Source organism: Pseudomonas sp. 67(2021) (assembly GCF_017491835.1).
Taxonomy (GTDB): domain Bacteria; phylum Pseudomonadota; class Gammaproteobacteria; order Pseudomonadales; family Pseudomonadaceae; genus Aquipseudomonas; species Aquipseudomonas atacamensis.
In genome coordinates, this window is the sequence record NZ_JAFGYL010000001.1 from 200,310 (window position 1) to 216,102 (window position 15,793).

17 protein-coding genes are annotated in these 15,793 nt (G+C 61.2%); 4 read left to right on the plus strand and 13 right to left on the minus strand.

Features of this window, described 5'->3' with window-relative positions:
• Window positions 1-139: 139 nt before the first annotated feature.
• Entirely contained in the window at window positions 140-718 is a 579-nt protein-coding gene (locus tag J5M66_RS00870) for a YceI family protein (RefSeq protein WP_024014635.1), read from the minus strand.
• Window positions 719-749: 31 nt separating this feature from the next.
• Window positions 750-1,301: a cytochrome b gene (locus J5M66_RS00875; protein ID WP_073471054.1), complete on the minus strand. Its 552-nt coding sequence runs from the start codon at window positions 1,299-1,301 to the stop codon at window positions 750-752.
• 299 nt (window positions 1,302-1,600) lie between these two features.
• On the opposite strand from J5M66_RS00875, the gene J5M66_RS00880 reads away from it, so the two are divergent.
• The gene (locus tag J5M66_RS00880) at window positions 1,601-2,098 is read left to right on the plus strand and encodes a hypothetical protein (protein WP_123443777.1); all 498 of its coding nucleotides are present in this window, start codon (window positions 1,601-1,603) and stop codon (window positions 2,096-2,098) included.
• A gap of 362 nt (window positions 2,099-2,460) precedes the next feature.
• On the opposite strand, the gene J5M66_RS00885 is transcribed toward J5M66_RS00880, so the two are convergent.
• Complete coding sequence (locus J5M66_RS00885) at window positions 2,461-4,230, minus strand: flavin monoamine oxidase family protein (protein ID WP_207807506.1); 1,770 nt, start codon at window positions 4,228-4,230, stop codon at window positions 2,461-2,463.
• 223 nt (window positions 4,231-4,453) lie between these two features.
• Here J5M66_RS00885 and J5M66_RS00890 point away from each other — a divergent pair, with 223 nt between their 5' ends.
• A complete protein-coding gene (locus J5M66_RS00890) occupies window positions 4,454-5,860 on the plus strand; it encodes an adenosylmethionine--8-amino-7-oxononanoate transaminase (protein ID WP_207807507.1) in 1,407 nt (468 codons plus the stop codon).
• Between the two features lie 133 nt (window positions 5,861-5,993).
• Window positions 5,994-6,713, plus strand: coding sequence for a 16S rRNA (uracil(1498)-N(3))-methyltransferase (locus J5M66_RS00895; RefSeq protein WP_207807508.1), 720 nt, complete (start codon window positions 5,994-5,996; stop codon window positions 6,711-6,713).
• Window positions 6,714-6,849: 136 nt separating this feature from the next.
• Here the strand turns inward: J5M66_RS00895 and J5M66_RS00900 are convergent, their stop codons facing one another.
• The gene (locus tag J5M66_RS00900) at window positions 6,850-7,467 is read right to left on the minus strand and encodes a hemolysin III family protein (RefSeq protein ID WP_207807509.1); all 618 of its coding nucleotides are present in this window, start codon (window positions 7,465-7,467) and stop codon (window positions 6,850-6,852) included.
• Between the two features lie 141 nt (window positions 7,468-7,608).
• Here J5M66_RS00900 and J5M66_RS00905 point away from each other — a divergent pair, with 141 nt between their 5' ends.
• On the plus strand, window positions 7,609-8,526 hold the full coding sequence (locus J5M66_RS00905) for a LysR substrate-binding domain-containing protein (protein ID WP_122698576.1): 918 nt from the start codon (window positions 7,609-7,611) through the stop codon (window positions 8,524-8,526).
• A 45-nt stretch (window positions 8,527-8,571) separates the two neighbouring features.
• Here J5M66_RS00905 and madM read toward each other — a convergent pair whose 3' ends face one another.
• The 9 genes from madM to mdcA form a co-directional block, all read right to left on the minus strand.
• Entirely contained in the window at window positions 8,572-9,336 is a 765-nt protein-coding gene (gene madM, locus J5M66_RS00910) for a malonate transporter subunit MadM (RefSeq protein WP_110644718.1), read from the minus strand.
• Between the two features lie 5 nt (window positions 9,337-9,341).
• Complete coding sequence (gene madL, locus J5M66_RS00915) at window positions 9,342-9,734, minus strand: malonate transporter subunit MadL (RefSeq protein WP_016772756.1); 393 nt, start codon at window positions 9,732-9,734, stop codon at window positions 9,342-9,344.
• Between the two features lie 67 nt (window positions 9,735-9,801).
• A complete protein-coding gene (gene mdcH / locus J5M66_RS00920) occupies window positions 9,802-10,722 on the minus strand; it encodes a malonate decarboxylase subunit epsilon (protein WP_207807510.1) in 921 nt (306 codons plus the stop codon).
• Window positions 10,719-11,339, minus strand: a complete 621-nt coding sequence (locus tag J5M66_RS00925) for a malonate decarboxylase holo-ACP synthase (protein ID WP_207807511.1) — start codon at window positions 11,337-11,339, stop codon at window positions 10,719-10,721. Before J5M66_RS00925 ends, mdcH begins: the two co-directional genes overlap by 4 nt.
• Window positions 11,333-12,118: a biotin-independent malonate decarboxylase subunit gamma gene (mdcE, locus tag J5M66_RS00930; protein WP_130899356.1), complete on the minus strand. Its 786-nt coding sequence runs from the start codon at window positions 12,116-12,118 to the stop codon at window positions 11,333-11,335. The genes J5M66_RS00925 and mdcE overlap by 7 nt, the downstream gene beginning before the upstream one ends.
• Window positions 12,115-12,966, minus strand: a complete 852-nt coding sequence (locus J5M66_RS00935; protein ID WP_207807512.1) for a biotin-independent malonate decarboxylase subunit beta — start codon at window positions 12,964-12,966, stop codon at window positions 12,115-12,117. The genes mdcE and J5M66_RS00935 overlap by 4 nt, the downstream gene beginning before the upstream one ends.
• Window positions 12,959-13,258, minus strand: a complete 300-nt coding sequence (locus tag J5M66_RS00940) for a malonate decarboxylase subunit delta (RefSeq protein WP_207807513.1) — start codon at window positions 13,256-13,258, stop codon at window positions 12,959-12,961. The genes J5M66_RS00935 and J5M66_RS00940 overlap by 8 nt, the downstream gene beginning before the upstream one ends.
• Window positions 13,258-14,115 (minus strand): triphosphoribosyl-dephospho-CoA synthase, encoded by an 858-nt coding sequence (locus tag J5M66_RS00945; RefSeq protein ID WP_207807514.1) that lies wholly within the window; start codon window positions 14,113-14,115, stop codon window positions 13,258-13,260. Before J5M66_RS00945 ends, J5M66_RS00940 begins: the two co-directional genes overlap by 1 nt.
• Window positions 14,115-15,785 carry a malonate decarboxylase subunit alpha gene (mdcA, locus tag J5M66_RS00950; protein ID WP_207807515.1) on the minus strand — a complete coding sequence of 557 codons (1,671 nt, stop codon included), beginning with the start codon at window positions 15,783-15,785 and terminating at the stop codon, window positions 14,115-14,117. Before mdcA ends, J5M66_RS00945 begins: the two co-directional genes overlap by 1 nt.
• Window positions 15,786-15,793 lie beyond the last annotated feature (8 nt).

A 15,793-nucleotide genomic window follows, 5' to 3' on the forward strand; every position in this document is an offset into this window, starting at 1 on the left:
GGCGGCGGGTCAGTCAGCAATGATGTTGCCGGAATGACCGCTTTCGCGAGCAGGCTCGCTCCCACAGGGAATGTGTCGCAGGCAATAAAAAACGCCCCGGGCCTTTCGACCAAGGGCGTTTTATTGTGGCGAGCGAAAGTTATTTGACTTTCACACCTTCCAGCGAGATATCCAGATCTGCCGTTTGCGAGGTTGGGCCTGGGCCCTTGATCCCGAACTCGTTCAGATTGAGAGTGGTCTTGGCGTTGAAGCCAGCGCGCTCGCCGCCCCATGGATCCTTGCCTTCGCCGTTGAATGTGGCCTTGAAGGTCACAGGCTTGGTCACGCCGTGCAAGGTCAGGTCGCCGGTCACGTCAGCAGTCTTTTCACCGGTCGATTTAACGGCGGTGGAGACGAACTTGGCATCAGCAAACTTGCTCACGTCGAGGAAGTCTTTGCTGGCGATGTGCTTGTCACGTTCAGCATGGTTCGACCACAGGCTGGCAGTTTTCACATCCACAGAGATCTTGCTGGCTTCAGGCTTGGCCGAATCCCAAGAGAAAGTACCGTCGAAATCTTTGAAGGTACCGTGGATGAAGCTGTAACCCAGGTGGCTGATTTTCCAGTCAACGAAGGCGTGCTGGCCTTCCTTGTCGATTTTGTAGTCCGCAGCCATGGCCTGACCAGCCGAGAGCAGTGCAGAACCGATTGCCAGAGCGGCCAGAGTCTTTTTCAACATGCTTTCTTTTCCTTTGAGTCGAGGTTGAATTTCAGGCTTTGCGACCGAGCATTCGAGTGAGGGTCGCATCACGATCGATAAAGTGGTGCTTCAATGCTGCCAACGCATGGAGACCGGAAAAAATTACCAGTGCCCACGCCAGCCAGAGATGAATCACCCCAGCGGTATCTGCCTGATCCGGTAGTCCGGAGAGCAGAGCAGGGACTTCAAACAGGCCAAACACCGGGATCCCGACACCGTCTGCGGTGGAAATCAGGTAACCGGCAATCATCACAGCGAACAGCGCCAGATACAGAAATCCGTGGCCGAACTTGGCGCCGATACGGGTCATGCGGCTGTAGCTTTGCAGCGTTGGCGGCGGCGGGCTGATGAAACGCCACACCACCCGCAACACCATCACCGCGAGCAGCACCAGACCGATGCTCTTGTGCAGATCCGGCGCGTCTTTGCGCCAGGTGCTGTAGTAATCCAGCCCGACCATCCATAGACCCAGCGCAAACAGCCCGAAGACCGCCAGCGCCACGCCCCAGTGCATGAAGATGCTGACCCAACCATAGCGCGAAGAAGAGTTACGTAGCTGCATTGCCCAAATCCTGTGAGAACTGCGAACCAAGACTAGCGAGTTATCTATCGAATTAAAGCGGAAAATTTTGCTTTGAAATATCGAGAAATACGATCAAGAGTCTGCGAGCGGGGTGTTAAGGAAGGATTAAAGGCGATTCCTGCGTGGAGCGCTTGTACAAATGACGGGGGCTGCATTGACCATCGTCATCTCTGCACACGCAGACGGCGAAACTCGCCCCTGATAACTATGTACCGCTGATGCGCAATTCAAACCTGCTCGAATGATGCTTCTTTTCATTATTCAAACAGGCACGAAACATGGCTCTGCGATATACGCCCTTTCAAGCAAGTGGTTCTTCTGTACTGCCGCCCAATCAAACGATGTCTGCGGGCCAATTCCTGCAATCCGAGAACGGTCGATTTCGTCTGATGCTGCAAAGCGATGGAAATCTGGTCCTCAAAGACGGTGAGGGGGTTATCTGGATCGCCGACGCCAATCAACCTTACAGTGCAACTTTGCACCCGAAGAAGATGCGCGAGCCGCTGCAGTTTGTGATCAGCAACAGCGGCTTTCTTTATGACCCCTCCAGGCGACGATTATGGATCGCGGAAAGCACGCACAGCGCCGACAAGTCGCTTTGGTACAACACATACATGACTGTGCAGGACGATGGAAACCTGGTGATTTACGACCAGCGCACGGGCAGTCTGCGCTGGGCGCGTTTCGGTTTCATTCCCGGGCGCCTGCGCAAACCCAAGCAAAAGTGGCTGAGGAAACTGCCGAACGGGACAGAGTTCTTCAAGTGGGAGTTTTGACTGACCAGCCATTCATGACCGATCAGTTATGAAGTACTGCCGGCGGTTGCAGGCATTCGGCACTGTAGGGGTCTATGTAGCACTTGTGCGCCAGTTCAGAACCATAGCCGCCGGGGAAAAATTGCCCGTTGCTACATCCGGAAAGTGCAATCAAAACCAGTATCGCGATAAGCGTTTTCATAGCATGCCCCAAATTTTTTCCAGCATAAAATTGGCGCGCTGGCAGCCGCTATCACCTCATTCCGAGCATCTTGTGGGAAGGCTCCGGTACGCCGGTAAGTCCCGTAACCGGATGACGAAGGACTGAACCGCAGGGCAAAAAAAACGCGACCCGAGGGCCGCGTTTTCATGTGAACAAAGCCTTACTGCGCCTTGGTCTCGGTCGTTACAGCAGGCTTGGCCGCTGGCTTCTTCGCCGGTTCAGCTTTTTTCGCCGCCGGTTTGGCCGCCGGCTTTTTCGTTTCGGTTTTGGCCGCAGGCTTCTTCGCCGCTGGCTTGGCCGCTGCTTTTTTCGCCGGCTCGGCTTTCACCGGGGCCGCTGGTTTCGGTGCTTCCACCGGCGCTGGCGCAGGTGCCGGGGTCGGTGCAGGCGCTGGAGCGGCAGGAGCAGGTGCTGGCTCTGGCGCTTTCACAGGCTCTGGCTTCTTCTCGTCATCCGAACCGCCGAACAGGTTGCTGAAGAAGTTGCCCTTCTTCGCCGCTACCGCACCCGCCGCGCCTGCCGCAGCTGCAGCCGGAACCACTTTGGCCGGTTCGAACGACTTGCCTGCCGCCAGATCTTCAACCTGGCTGGCTGCGCGCTGGCCGGTGCGCAATGCGCCTTCCAGGGTGCCCGGGTACAAGGTATCGGTGTGTTCGCCGGCGAACGCTACGCGTTGCAGCGGACGTTCCCACAGGCGCCAGAACTTGCTGATCTGCCCCGGGCCGTAAGCCAGGTAGGCGCCGCCCATCGACGGGTCGGTGCTGTAGCGACGGATTTCATAACCGGTGAACGAGCCACGGGCCTGTGGATAAAAGGCGTGCAGGCGGATCAACACCTGATCGACCATCTGTTTGTCGCCGAACGCCTGCATCACGCGGGCATTGTCGCCGGACAGGTTGATCACCACGTTGGCGCCGCCCTTCAGCGCCGGTTCGATCCAGAGCATGCCTAAACCTGCGTTGCTGTAGATCTCGCCGGACATGCGCGATTTGCTTTCCCACACTGGCGTCTTGAACTTCAGCATGATCTGGTCGCGCCAGCCGTAGTTGGTGCCCTTGATCGCCGCCAGATGCTGAGCATCCAGCGCCGGGGTCAGGGCGATCTTGTTCAGTGCGCGCAACGGCACCGCCAGCACCACGTAGTCAGCCTGATAGCCGACGCTGCCAACTTTGACGGTCACGCCGTCCTTGTCTTGGTTGATGGCCGATACCGGCGAGTTGGTCTTGATGGTTTTGATCTGTTTGACGAACGCCTGCGCCAGCACTTGGCTGCCGCCGACCAGACGCGAAGCACGCAGGTCTCGGTCGGAAACGCCGCGATACACACGATTCTGCTGAGCGAAGTACAGCAGCGACAGACGCGAAGGTTCGTCGTAGTGGGTGCGGATGTCCTGGTTGATCAACTGACGCGCGGTGGCCGGCAGGTTCTGCTTGTCGAGCCAGCTCGATACGGTGATCTGGTCCAGCGCATGCAAAGTGGCGGTCGCCGCCGGATTCTGCGGGTCGTCGATCGAGCGCGCCAGATCGTCGAGGGTTTTCTGGTAGCGCTTGAGCGCATCGGCGGTGGCTGGCTGCTTGGTGGCCAGATCAGCGGCGGAGAAATAATCGCCGTCGATCAGATAACCCGGGGTACGGACGAATTCCGGCGCCGGCGTGGTGCCGAGCTTGAAGGTCGACACGTACTTGTTCAGCACCGGCTGAGTCTTGTCGTTGCCGATCCACTCGCTGGTGGCCATGCCCGAGCGGCCGCCCAGGCTCGGTTTGGCTTCCAGCAGGGTGACCTGCCAGCCTTTGTTCTGCAGTTCATAAGCGGCGGTCAGACCCGACAGGCCACCGCCAATCACGATTGCGGTTTTATCCTTGGCCAGCGCCGTAACGCTGAACAGCCCCAACATCACCAGCGCACAGGCGCGCAGCCAACCGACAGACATTCAGCGAACTCCGGAAAAACATGTGGGAAAAAGCAGTTTTGCGAGTCAGACGACTCAAAGAACCGCGAAGAATACGTTAGCCATCAAAACGCCGCCAGCGACGTCTATCGGCTCAGACAAAGTAGCTCAATCGACACAATGGGTTGTTCCCGCGCGATGCATTGCATAGGCTTGCGCGATTGTTCGCCCGCGCCAGACGCGAGCCGCCTCGAGGAGACTGTAAATGGGCCTGAATAACCAGTGGATGCAACGCGATCTTGCGGTGTTGTGGCATCCCTGCACCCAGATGAAAGACCACGAACAGCTGCCGCTGATCCCGATCAAGCGCGGCGAAGGCGTCTGGCTCGAAGACTTCGAAGGCAAGCGCTACCTCGACGCGGTCAGCTCGTGGTGGGTCAACGTGTTCGGCCACGCCAACCCGCGCATCAACCAGCGCATCAAGGATCAGGTCGATCAACTCGAACATGTGATTCTTGCCGGTTTCAGCCATCAGCCGGTGATCGAGCTGTCCGAGCGTCTGGTGAAAATGACCCCGCAAGGCTTGAATCGGGTGTTCTACGCCGATAACGGTTCGTCCTGCATCGAAGTCGCGCTGAAGATGAGTTTTCACTACTGGCTCAATCGCGGCCAGCCGAACAAGAAGCGCTTCGTCACCCTGACCAACAGCTACCACGGCGAAACCATGGCGGCGATGGCGGTCGGCGATGTGCCGCTGTTCACCGAGACCTACAAAGCCCTGTTGATGGACACCATCAAAGTGCCGAGCCCGGATTGCTATCTGCGCCCGCAAGGCATGAGCTGGGAGGAACACTCGCGCAACATGTTCGCCGCCATGGAACAGACGCTGGCGGAAAATCATGACAGCGTCGCGGCTGTGATCGTCGAGCCGTTGATTCAGGGCGCCGGCGGCATGCGCATGTATCACCCGGTTTATCTCAAGCTGCTGCGCGAGGCCTGCGACCGGTATGGCGTGCATCTGATCCACGATGAAATCGCGGTCGGCTTCGGCCGCACCGGGACGATGTTCGCCTGCGAACAGGCCGGCATCCGCCCGGACTTCCTCTGTCTGTCGAAAGCCCTCACCGGCGGCTATCTGCCGCTGGCGGCGTGCCTGACCACCGACGAGGTCTACAGCGCCTTCTACGACGACTACCCGACCCTGCGCGCCTTCCTGCATTCGCACAGCTACACCGGCAACCCGCTGGCCTGCGCTGCGGCACTGGCGACCCTGGATATCTTCGAGCAGGACAACGTCATCGAGAACAACCAGGCGCTGGCTCAGCGCATGGCCTCGGCGACCGCGCATCTGGTCGATCACCCGAACATCTCCGAAGTGCGCCAGACCGGCATGGTCCTGGCCATCGAGATGGTCAAGGATAAAGCCACGAAAGAGGCCTACCCTTGGCAGGAGCGTCGTGGCTTGAAGGTGTTCCAGCATGCGCTGGAGCGCGGTGCGTTGTTGCGGCCACTGGGCAGCGTGGTGTATTTCCTGCCGCCGTATGTGATCACCCCGGAGCAGATCGACTTCCTGGCCGAAGTGGCCAGTGAAGGTATTGATATCGCTACGCGTGACAGCGTCAGCGTGGCGGTGCCGAAAGACTTCCATCCGGGATTCCGCGACCCGGGCTAACCGTAATTTCTCGTTCCCACGCTCCGCGTGGGAATGCAGCCCGGGACGCTCCGCGTCCCAAAAGCGGACGCAGAGCGTCCGATGAGGCATTCCCACGCAGAGCGTGGGAACGATCTAATCTGAGAGACCCGAAATGAGACTGTCCCGCTTCTTTATCGACGCTCCGCTGAGCACTGGCGAACACGAACTGCCAGAGGCCCAGGCGCATTACATCAGCCGCGTGTTGCGCATGGCCGAAGGCGATGCGGTGCAGTTGTTCGACGGTTCCGGCCATGAATTTCGCGGGTCCTTGGTGGATGTCGGCAAGAAACGCGTGGTCGTACAAATCGACGAGCAATTCGCCGGGCAAATCGAATCGCCGCTGCAGATCCACCTCGGCCAGGGCCTGTCCCGGGGCGAGCGCATGGACTGGGCGATTCAGAAAGCCACTGAACTGGGCGTGACGCAAATCACCCCGATCTTCAGCGAACGCTGCGAAGTGCGGCTCAAGGACGAACGCGCCGACAAGCGCTTGCTGCACTGGCGTCAGGTAGCAATCAGTGCCTGCGAACAGTGCGGGCGTTCACGGGTGCCGGTGATTCATCCGCCGGTGTTGCTGGCGGACTGGCTCAAGCAGACTGAAGCCGAATTGAAACTGGTGCTGCATCCGGTGGCAGAGCCGCTGGTGAGTCATGCCAAACCGGCGACGCTGGCGTTTCTGATCGGACCGGAAGGTGGCCTGACGGACGGCGAAGTCGAGCAAGCCAAGGCCAACGGTTTCCACGCCGCCCGCCTCGGCCCACGCGTACTGCGTACCGAGACGGCACCGGTGGTGGCGCTGGCGGTAGCCCAGCAACTTTGGGGTGATTTCTAAACCTTTTTGCCGGACTGATCGTTCCCACGCTCTGCGTGGGAATGCAGCCCGGGACGCTCCGCGTCCCAAACAGCGTGACGCAGAGCGTCACAGGAGGCGTTACCACGCAGAGCGTGGGAACGATCAGTCAGCCGGGCTACAGCACGTAAAACAGAATCGCCACAAAGTGCAGCAAGCTCCCGGCAATCACGAACAGGTGCCAGATGCCATGGGCATGCCGCAGTCGGTGATCGAGGGCAAAAAAGATAATCCCCACCGTATACAACACCCCGCCCGATGCCAACCAGGCAAACCCCGCCGTGCCCAATGCAGCGATCAGCGGCTTGACCGCGACCATCACGATCCAGCCCATCACCGCGTAAATCACGATCGACAGAATCCGTGCCTCGGAGCGCGGTTTGATCTCTTGCAGGATGCCGATCAGCGCCAGCCCCCAGACAATTCCGAACAGCGTCCAGCCCCAAGGCCCGCGTAACGTCACCAGGCAGAACGGCGTGTAGCTGCCGGCGATCAACAGGTAGATCGAGAAATGATCGACCTTCTTCATGATCGCTTTCTTGCGCCCGCGCACGCTGTGGTAAACGGTCGAGGCGCTGTAGAGCACCAGCAAGGTGAAGGCGTAAATGGCTACGCTGACGATCTTCCACGGACTGCCGTCGAGGCTGGCAATCACCAGCATCCATACGCCGCCGATAAACGCGGCGATGGCTCCGACCAGATGGGTCCAGGCGTTGAGTTTTTCCCCGTGATACATGTGTCGCATACCTCGTAGTCACAACCGCAAGCGCGCAAGGCTCGGGCCTTGAGCGTAAAAGCGCAATGTTTCTGTTCAACCTCGCCTGCGCGGCGCGCGGGAATTGGGCACAATCGGCCGATACCAAAAAGAGTCTGCGCCATGCTGATCGACGAAGAATTGACCCTGAAAAAACTCGAGGTGTTCCTCGCCTTCATGCGCACCGGCAACCTCGCCCGCGCCGCCGCCGAATTGCAGACCAGCAACGTCAGCGTGCACCGTGCCATTCACTCTTTGGAAAACGCCCTGCGCTGCCCGCTGTTCAAACACGAAGGGCGCAATCTGACGCCACTGGAAAGCGCCTATGTGCTGGAAGAACGTGCGCAGAAGCTGATCAACGACGTCGTCGACAGCGTGCGCCTGACCCGCGAAGCAGCCGGATTCTCCGCCGAGCGCTTCAAGCTCGGCTCGCTGTATTCGCTGACGGTGAAAACCGTGCCACAGCTGATCATGGGCCTGAAAATCCGCCGCAGCGAACTCAACATCGACCTGATCCTCGGCTCGAACATCGACCTGCTCTACAAGCTGAAAAACATGGAAGTCGACGCGATTCTGGTGTCGCTGGACGACAGCATCAACGACCCCGATTGCGAACAGATTGCGCTGTTCTCCGACGACATCTTCCTCGCCACCCCGGCCGATTCAAAATTCGCTCAGCGCAGTGAAGTCGATCTGGCGGAAGTGCGTGATGAAACCTTCATCACCCTGACCCAAGGCTTCGCCACGCATCAGGACGGTGTGCGGGTGTTCAAGCAGGCAGGGTTCGAGCCGAAGGTGGCAATGCAGGTCAATGACATCTTCACCCTGCTGAGCATGGTCAGCTCGGGGGTGGGGTACGCCTTGTTGCCGGGGCGGATTGCGGCGGTGTACGAGAACCGGGTGAAGCTCATCCCGTTGCAGGAGAAGTACCGCTTGCAGCAGCACATTGGCGTGGTGTTTCTGAAGGCCAAGGAGCGGGATCCGAATCTGCTGGCGTTGCTGGCGGAGTGTCGGATGTATGCCAATCGCCAGGCCAGCTGATGATCGTTCCCACGCTCTGCGTGGGAACGATCAATGTCAGCTCGGTCAGCCCATCAACCCGCGCATCGCCAGAAACAGCAGCGAAGGCCCCAGCAGACACCCAAGCGCGGTGTAGAACGCCGCCGTCAGGCAACCATATGGCACCAGCTTCGGATCGGTGGCCGCCAAGCCGCCGGCAACGCCGCTGGAGGTGCCCATCAAGCCACCGAAAATCACCGCGCTGCGCGGATTGTTCAGGCCGATCATCGGCGCCACGAACGGTGTCATCACCATCACCAGAATCGCCTTGATCAGCCCCGCCGCAATCGACAGCGCCATCACCTCGGAAGTGGCACCAATCGCCGCGCCGGTCACCGGGCCGACAATGTAGGTCACCGCACCGGCGCCAATGGTGGTCAGGCTCACCGCATCGGTGTAGCCGAACGCCATCGCCACGCCGACGCCGGCGACGAACGAGGTGCCAACGCCGACAAACAGCGCCAGCACACCGACGAGTCCGGCGCGTTTGAGCTCATCGACACTGACGCCAAACGCCGTCGCCACAATCGCGAAATCCCGCAGCATCGCACCGCCGAGCAGGCCGATGCCGGACAAGAGGGGAATATCCACCACGCCTTTTTGCCCACCGGTGAGTGCGCCGCCGATATACGACAGCACCAGCCCAAGCAGAATCGCAATCGCCGAACCGTGCAGACGGCCCTTGGTGAAGGTATTGGACATCCAGTAGGACACCCACATGGTCAGGCCGACAATCAAAAAGCCGCTGATCAGACCGTAGCCGGTGATCACTTTCATCATTGATTCGTACATGGCGATCACCCCGCAGTCTTGGCAGGAGCAATCGGCGTTTCTTGCTTGTTGCCCATGCGCGTCAGCACCGGCACCAGGGCAAAAGCGATCACTACGGCGAGGGTGCCGGCAAGAATCGCCATCGGCCCGCCCTTCAGCGCACCGTAGACATTCTGCTGTGCGGCCATGGCGACCACGATGGGAATGTAGATCGCGCTCCAGAACTCCACGCCCTGCTCGGTCTTGCCCTTGAGCCAGCCGCTCTTATAGAGATAGCTGCCCAGGCCGATCAACAGCAGCATCGCAATGCCGACGCCACCGACGTTGGCCGGCACGCCGATCAGCTTGCCGAGCAATTCACCGACCCAGATACCGACCAGCGTGCAAAAGGCGAGAAACGCCACACCGTAAATAATCATTGTTGTAGTCCTCAAAGTGCATCGTCGAATGTTGTTTTTGTTGTTCGAAGCTTGAGTCGCGGCGGTTTTAGAGTTGGCGGCCACCCTCCTCGCGCAACAGCGCTTGCAGGGTATCGAGGCGGGCACTGTCGAAGGCAGTGACGGTGCCCTGCTCGAACACCCGGCGCGCCAGCCCGGTCAGCACCGCACCGGGCGGCAGTTCGATTTGTAGACGCACGCCGCGCTCGTAGGCGCTTTGCACGGTGCCGCGCCAGTCCACCACGCGGCACATGTTAAAAGCGAGGTCATCGCGCAGCGCTTCGACTTTGCTCACAGGCCGCGCGCGACTGCCGCTCAGATAAGCGATTTTCGGGTTCTTCAGTTCAACCTTGGCGAAGGCCTCGGCAAGCGCCTGCGCTGATTTTTCCAGCAATGGGCAATGCGACGGCACGCTCACCGCCAGCCGCTTCGCCACTCCGGCGCCGCGACTGCGCGCCAGTTCGGCCACCGCGTGCATGGCCTTGTCGCAGCCAGCGATGACCACTTGGTTATCGGCGTTGATATTGGCCAGATACACCGGCGAATCTTCGCTGTGCACTTGCGCCAGCAGCGTTTCGACGGTGGATAACTGCAAGCCGATGATCGCGGTCATGCCGTAGCCCTGTGGATAAGCCTGTTGCATCAGCTCACCGCGCAGACTGACCAGATGCAGCGCATCGCTGAAACTCAAGGCTCCCGCCACCACTGCTGCCGGGTAGGCGCCGATGGACAGGCCGGCGACGTAATCCGCAGTCAGTTCATCCTGCAATAACTGCCGCGAAGCAGCGACACCGGCGATCAGCAGGCACAGCTGAACCGCTCTGGTCGTGCGCAATGCCTCGGCTGAATCAAGCTGCAAAACATCTTCGCCCAGCACATCGCTGGCCTCGACCAGCGTTTCCCGAGGCAAACGCTGGAGCATGCCGGCTTGCTGCGCGCCCTGGCCGGGAAACACCAGCAGGCTGCTCACGCTGCCTGCTCCTGCGGGTTCCACGGATCGATCAACAATGCAGCCTGATGCGCATTTTTCAGCAGCACCCGGGCCGAACCGCTGGCCCATTCACGCAGCGCCACAGCGCCGAACGGCGTCTGCAATTGCATGTCGACCCGGCACACAGCCTGATCGAAAAGCTCCACGAGTTTGCACGCCTGATTGCGCGTGATCATCTGCGGCGCGCGCAGAATCAGATCGAGATCACTGGCCGCATGCATCGCTCTGAAACCGCTGGCCAATTCAAACCCGACACTGCCGCTGACACCCCAGACCCAACCGCAGTCATCGAGTATCGGCCGCAGTTGTTTGAGCGCCTGCATCACCGGCAGATCTCGCTCGCACTCAACCTGACAAAGGGCTTCAGGACTGACCCGACAGGCAATGGAATCCAGCGGCATAAACGTCGCCAGCCGCTGCTCGCGCAACACCCCACGAACGCCGACCGCGACCAAACCTTCCTCGCTCAAGGCCCGGCGCACCACCACCGGTTGCCCGGCCGCCAGCGCCGCGATCGCCCACGCCGGCGCATCCGCCGGCAACTGCGCTGGGGTCATGCCCCAGAGCAGATCGTGGGCCAGGGGCAGGTTCACCACTGCGCCCTCAGCAATTCGCGGACTTTGCTGGAGGCGGCACGATTGCTCGCACCAAGGCGCCCTTTCAAATCAGTGCTGGTCACATCGCTGATCGCTTGCTTCAGGCACTCAGTCACGCGCGTCAGATCTTCCTCTGTCGGCTGTTCAATCTGCTGCACCGAGAGGGTTTCCCAGAGCAGACCGAGGCTGGCGTAGCTGTCGATGTCATAGGCCATCGGCGGCACGCTGGCGGCGAGCGCTTCCAGTTCCTCGACACTGCGCAAGGTGACCCGCGCCGCCGAAGCCTTGCCCATCGCGTGCACCATCACACCCGGATCGCGCAAAGCAATCAGGCGATTGGCCTGATAACCGTGGGCGAGAAATGCACCCGACATGGCCTTGCCCACCAGCAGCGCAATCACCGGATGCCCGGCCAGACGCGCACGGGCATAACTGTCCGCTGCGCCGGCCAGGGCCTGATGAATGCCGAGGGCTTCTTCGCGGCGGCCATACGCCTGGCTCGGCACATCGACGATGGCGATGATCGGGCGCTTCTGTGCGCTGTCGCGGTCGGCGCTGATCGCGTCATCCACAGCCTTGGCCAGACCCCAGCCTTCGAGCAGACCGACCTCGCCATTGCGGGCGCGGGGAAAACGATTGTCCGGGTCGGCGACCACGGCGATAAACCTGCCGAGCTCAGCGTCGGCGACTTTCAACGACGGCGGCAAACCTTCGACGACACTGGCGCCAGCGCTGAGCGCATTGAACCAGTGCAAACCGCGCAATGAATAACCGCTCATGAGCGCTCTCCTTGATACAGATCGCGAACCACCGACGGTTCGATTTGCTTGCCCGTGTCCAGCTTGCCGAGGCGTTGCAGGAACCACTCGGCGCGTTGACTGCGCGGCTGTGCCGACAGGCCTTGCTGGAGCAGTTGGCCGACCTGCTGACGAATCTGCGCCACGTCATCGCCGACATAACGGTCCACCAGTCCGGTGTTGAAACGCTGTTCGCCGCCGGTCAGGCTCCAGATGAAGGGCCGGTCGCGGGAGTCGTATTCCTCGATCCCGGCTTCCTGCTCGATGACTTGCGGGCCGTTCAGGCCGAGACGTGCCTCCTGGGTCACCAGCAAATAACTGCACAGCGCCGCAGCAATCGACATGCCGCCGAAGCAACCGACACTGCCGGCGACCACGCCGACCACCGGTTGGTATTGCTGCAAATCGACAATCGCCGCGTGAATATCGGCAATCGCCGCCAGCCCTAGATTGGCTTCCTGCAAGCGCACGCCGCCAGTTTCCAGCAGCAACACGGCGCGGGTGGGGATGCCGTTGCGGTTGTCTTCAGCGGCCAGTTCCAGCGCACCGGCAATCTTCGCCCCGCCGACTTCGCCAAGGCTGCCGCCCTGAAACGCACCTTCAATCGCTGCGATGACCACCGGCAAACCGTCGAGGCGGCCCTTGGCGATGATCACGCCGTCGTCGGCTTGCGGCACTACGCCTTGGCGCTCAAGCCATGGCGACATGACCCGTTGAAACGGATCGAGCAGTTCGCGAAAGGTCCCGGCGTCGAGCAAGGCTTGCGCCCGCTGCCGCGCGCCGAGTTCGACGAAGCTGTGTTTGTTGAGCAACGCTGCGCTGTCAGTCATGGCCGATCTCCTCGAAACCCTGTTCCAGACGCAAGCGCACCACCCCCGGTGTCGCGCCGAAATCGTGGATATCGATGGCCATCGCCGGCGGCGTGGTGCCGTCGAACATCCGCGCAAACAGGTGTTGCCAGCGCTGTTGCGCGCCGTTGACCGAGGTCTGCACGTTGATCGTCAGTTTGCCGGCCAGACCCGGTTCGATCAGCACTTCCAGATCCCCCGAGCCGACACAACCAACCAGTGCACGCCCGAGTGGCGGCTGCCCGGCGGGGAATTCAAACGATAGGTTTTCCATCAAAACGCTCCCTGAGAGATGCCGTCGCGCTCGATACGATCAAGCAGCAGCGTGGCGGCGAGCAGGTCGGCGGCGCCACCGGGCGAGGCATTCAATGCGATGAGTTGTTGATCCAGTTCGTGCAGGCGCCGACGACCGCTGAGGCTGGCGCTGCCGCCGGCATCGAGCACCGCTTGCGCGCCGGCCTGCATGGCCTGCAGACCGGGCTCGCCGGCGCGGTAGAGCACGCAGGTGTCGGCCAGCTCGGTCATGATCGCCAGCAATGCATCGAGCCGGGCGTTCTGTTCGCCGTGGCCGTTGGCGCGACTTTTGTGCAGTTGCGGCAGGCCGCGTTGCAGCACGGACGGGAAGCCGAGTTGAGCTTCCTCGCGAGCACCGCGTGCGCCGTAACGCTGGGCAACTTGTGCGCCGTGGCTGAGTGGTGTCGGTGCGTAGCGGTCGTCGAGCAGTGCCAGGCGGGCGGCGCACAGGGCGATGGATTTCGGTTGCAGCGCGGCGGCCGTCACCAACAGTCCCAACGCCCAGATCGCGCCGCGATGGGTGTTGACGCCGTTGGTGGTCACGAGCATCGCTTGTTCGCCCTCGCGGCCGATGCGGCCAATCGCTTCGCGCAATGGCAAACCGACTTCGCCGATCTCCAGCGCCGCCTCGGCCATTTCCTTGAACGCTGGCCACAAGGCCAACGCCGACGCGTGCATCAGGCCCAGGTGCAGATCGGTGTGCGCGCCATTGCCGCGACGGTCGACCAGCGCCGGTTTCGGCGACAGATCCGCTTCGTCGATCAACGCGTCCACCGCCAGATCGGCCAAGCGGTCAGCCAGGGACAGCGGTTTCGCTTGCAGGTTGAATGCGTGCATTACCAGCTCCTGAATTTGGCGGGCGGGTTGTACAGGCCGCCGGACCACTCGACCAGATCGGCGATGCTTTTCGCCGCGAGCAATTCGCGGGTGGCGTCGGTGCGGCGGATGCCGAGGTCTTCGGGCAAGGCGATCAGGCCTTCGCGGCGCATGCGTTCGGTGTCTTTCGGATTGTGCCGCAGGCCGATGGCGGTAACCCCGGCGACCGCTGCGATCATCGCCTGGCGTTCTTCCAGCGAGCGCGCCTTGTACAGGTAGGCGATGCCTTCTTCGGTGAGCAGGTGGGTGACGTCGTCGCCGTAGATCATGATCGGCGCCAGCGGCATGCCGCTTTTCTTCGCCACCTCCACGGCGTCGAGGGTTTCGACGAAGGTCGCTTTGCCACCTTCCTGGAAGGTCTCGACCATTTGCACCACCAGTTTCTTGCCGCGTTCGAGCATCGGTTGCGGCCCATCGGCATGGCGCATGTCCAGCCACGCCGGAGTGCCGTGACGGCGGCCGCGCGGATCGTGGCCCATGTTCGGCGCACCACCGAAACCGGCGAGACGGCCCCGAGTCACCGTCGAGGAATGGCCGTCGCCGTCGACTTGCAACGTCGCGCCGATAAACAGATCCACCGCGTATTGCCCGGCGAGTTGGCAGACCATGCGGTTGGAGCGCAGCGAACCGTCGCGGCCAGTGAAGAACACATCCGGCCGAGCGGCGATGTAGTTTTCCATGCCCAGTTCGGTACCGAAGCAATGCACGCTCTCGACCCAGCCGCTTTCAATCGCCGGGATCAGCGTCGGGTGCGGATTGAGCGTCCAGTTGCGGCAGATCTTGCCTTTCAGGCCGAGGGATTCGCCGTAAGTCGGCAGGATCAGTTCGATGGCGGCGGTGTTGAAACCGATGCCATGGTTGAGCGACTGCACGTTGTGTTTTTCGTAGATCCCGCGAATCGCCATCATCGCCATCAGCACGTGCACAGGCTTGATGTGCCGTGGGTCGCGGGTGAACAGCGGCTCGATGTAGAACGGCTTGTCGGCGACCACGACGAAATCGACCCATGAAGCGGGAATGTCCACGCGCGGCAGCTCGCTGACGTCGTCGACCAATTGGTTGACCTGGACGATAACGATGCCGTCGCTGAACGCCGCCGGTTCGATCAGCGCCGGGGTGTCTTCGGTGCTCGGGCCGGTGTAGATGTTGCCGGCGCGGTCGGCCATGAAACCGGCCGAGAGCACGACGTTGGGGATCAGGTCCACGACGAGGCGGGCGTAGAGTTCGATGTACGTGTGAATGGCGCCGACTTCGAGCAGGCCATCTTCGAGCAACTGGCTGATGCGCAGGCTCTGGGTGCCGGCGAAGGAGAAATCGAGCTTGCGGGCGATGCCGCGTTCGAACAGATCAAGGTGCTCGGAGCGGCCGACGCTGGGCATGATCATGTGCAGATCGTGGAGCTTGGCCGGGTCGGCCTTGGCCAGTGAACGCGAGAGGAAATCTGCCTGCTTCTGGTTGTTGCCCTCCAGCACCACACGATCGCCGGGATGGATCAGCGCTTCGAGCGCGGCGACGATTTTGTCGCTGGGCAACACCGCACCATCGGCCAGCCCGCGTACCTTGTCGAGCCGGCGCTGCTTCTCGTCACGCCGCCGCGTCCAGCGCGAGTCGGGGGAAATTGTTGTTGTCATGCTCACTC

What these genes read in the sequence shown, in the direction of transcription:
- J5M66_RS00870 (WP_024014635.1), bottom strand. Translation starts at nt 718, where the DNA reads ATGTTGAAAAAGACTCTGGCCGCTCTGGCAATCGGTTCTGCACTGCTC.
- J5M66_RS00875 (WP_073471054.1), bottom strand. Translation starts at nt 1,301, where the DNA reads ATGCAGCTACGTAACTCTTCTTCGCGCTATGGTTGGGTCAGCATCTTC.
- J5M66_RS00880 (WP_123443777.1), top strand. Translation starts at nt 1,601, where the DNA reads ATGGCTCTGCGATATACGCCCTTTCAAGCAAGTGGTTCTTCTGTACTG.
- J5M66_RS00885 (WP_207807506.1), bottom strand. Translation starts at nt 4,230, where the DNA reads ATGTCTGTCGGTTGGCTGCGCGCCTGTGCGCTGGTGATGTTGGGGCTG.
- J5M66_RS00890 (WP_207807507.1), top strand. Translation starts at nt 4,454, where the DNA reads ATGGGCCTGAATAACCAGTGGATGCAACGCGATCTTGCGGTGTTGTGG.
- J5M66_RS00895 (WP_207807508.1), top strand. Translation starts at nt 5,994, where the DNA reads ATGAGACTGTCCCGCTTCTTTATCGACGCTCCGCTGAGCACTGGCGAA.
- J5M66_RS00900 (WP_207807509.1), bottom strand. Translation starts at nt 7,467, where the DNA reads ATGTATCACGGGGAAAAACTCAACGCCTGGACCCATCTGGTCGGAGCC.
- J5M66_RS00905 (WP_122698576.1), top strand. Translation starts at nt 7,609, where the DNA reads ATGCTGATCGACGAAGAATTGACCCTGAAAAAACTCGAGGTGTTCCTC.
- madM (WP_110644718.1), bottom strand. Translation starts at nt 9,336, where the DNA reads ATGTACGAATCAATGATGAAAGTGATCACCGGCTACGGTCTGATCAGC.
- madL (WP_016772756.1), bottom strand. Translation starts at nt 9,734, where the DNA reads ATGATTATTTACGGTGTGGCGTTTCTCGCCTTTTGCACGCTGGTCGGT.
- mdcE (WP_130899356.1), bottom strand. Translation starts at nt 12,118, where the DNA reads ATGAGCGGTTATTCATTGCGCGGTTTGCACTGGTTCAATGCGCTCAGC.
- J5M66_RS00935 (WP_207807512.1), bottom strand. Translation starts at nt 12,966, where the DNA reads ATGACTGACAGCGCAGCGTTGCTCAACAAACACAGCTTCGTCGAACTC.
- J5M66_RS00940 (WP_207807513.1), bottom strand. Translation starts at nt 13,258, where the DNA reads ATGGAAAACCTATCGTTTGAATTCCCCGCCGGGCAGCCGCCACTCGGG.
- J5M66_RS00945 (WP_207807514.1), bottom strand. Translation starts at nt 14,115, where the DNA reads ATGCACGCATTCAACCTGCAAGCGAAACCGCTGTCCCTGGCTGACCGC.
- mdcA (WP_207807515.1), bottom strand. Translation starts at nt 15,785, where the DNA reads ATGACAACAACAATTTCCCCCGACTCGCGCTGGACGCGGCGGCGTGAC.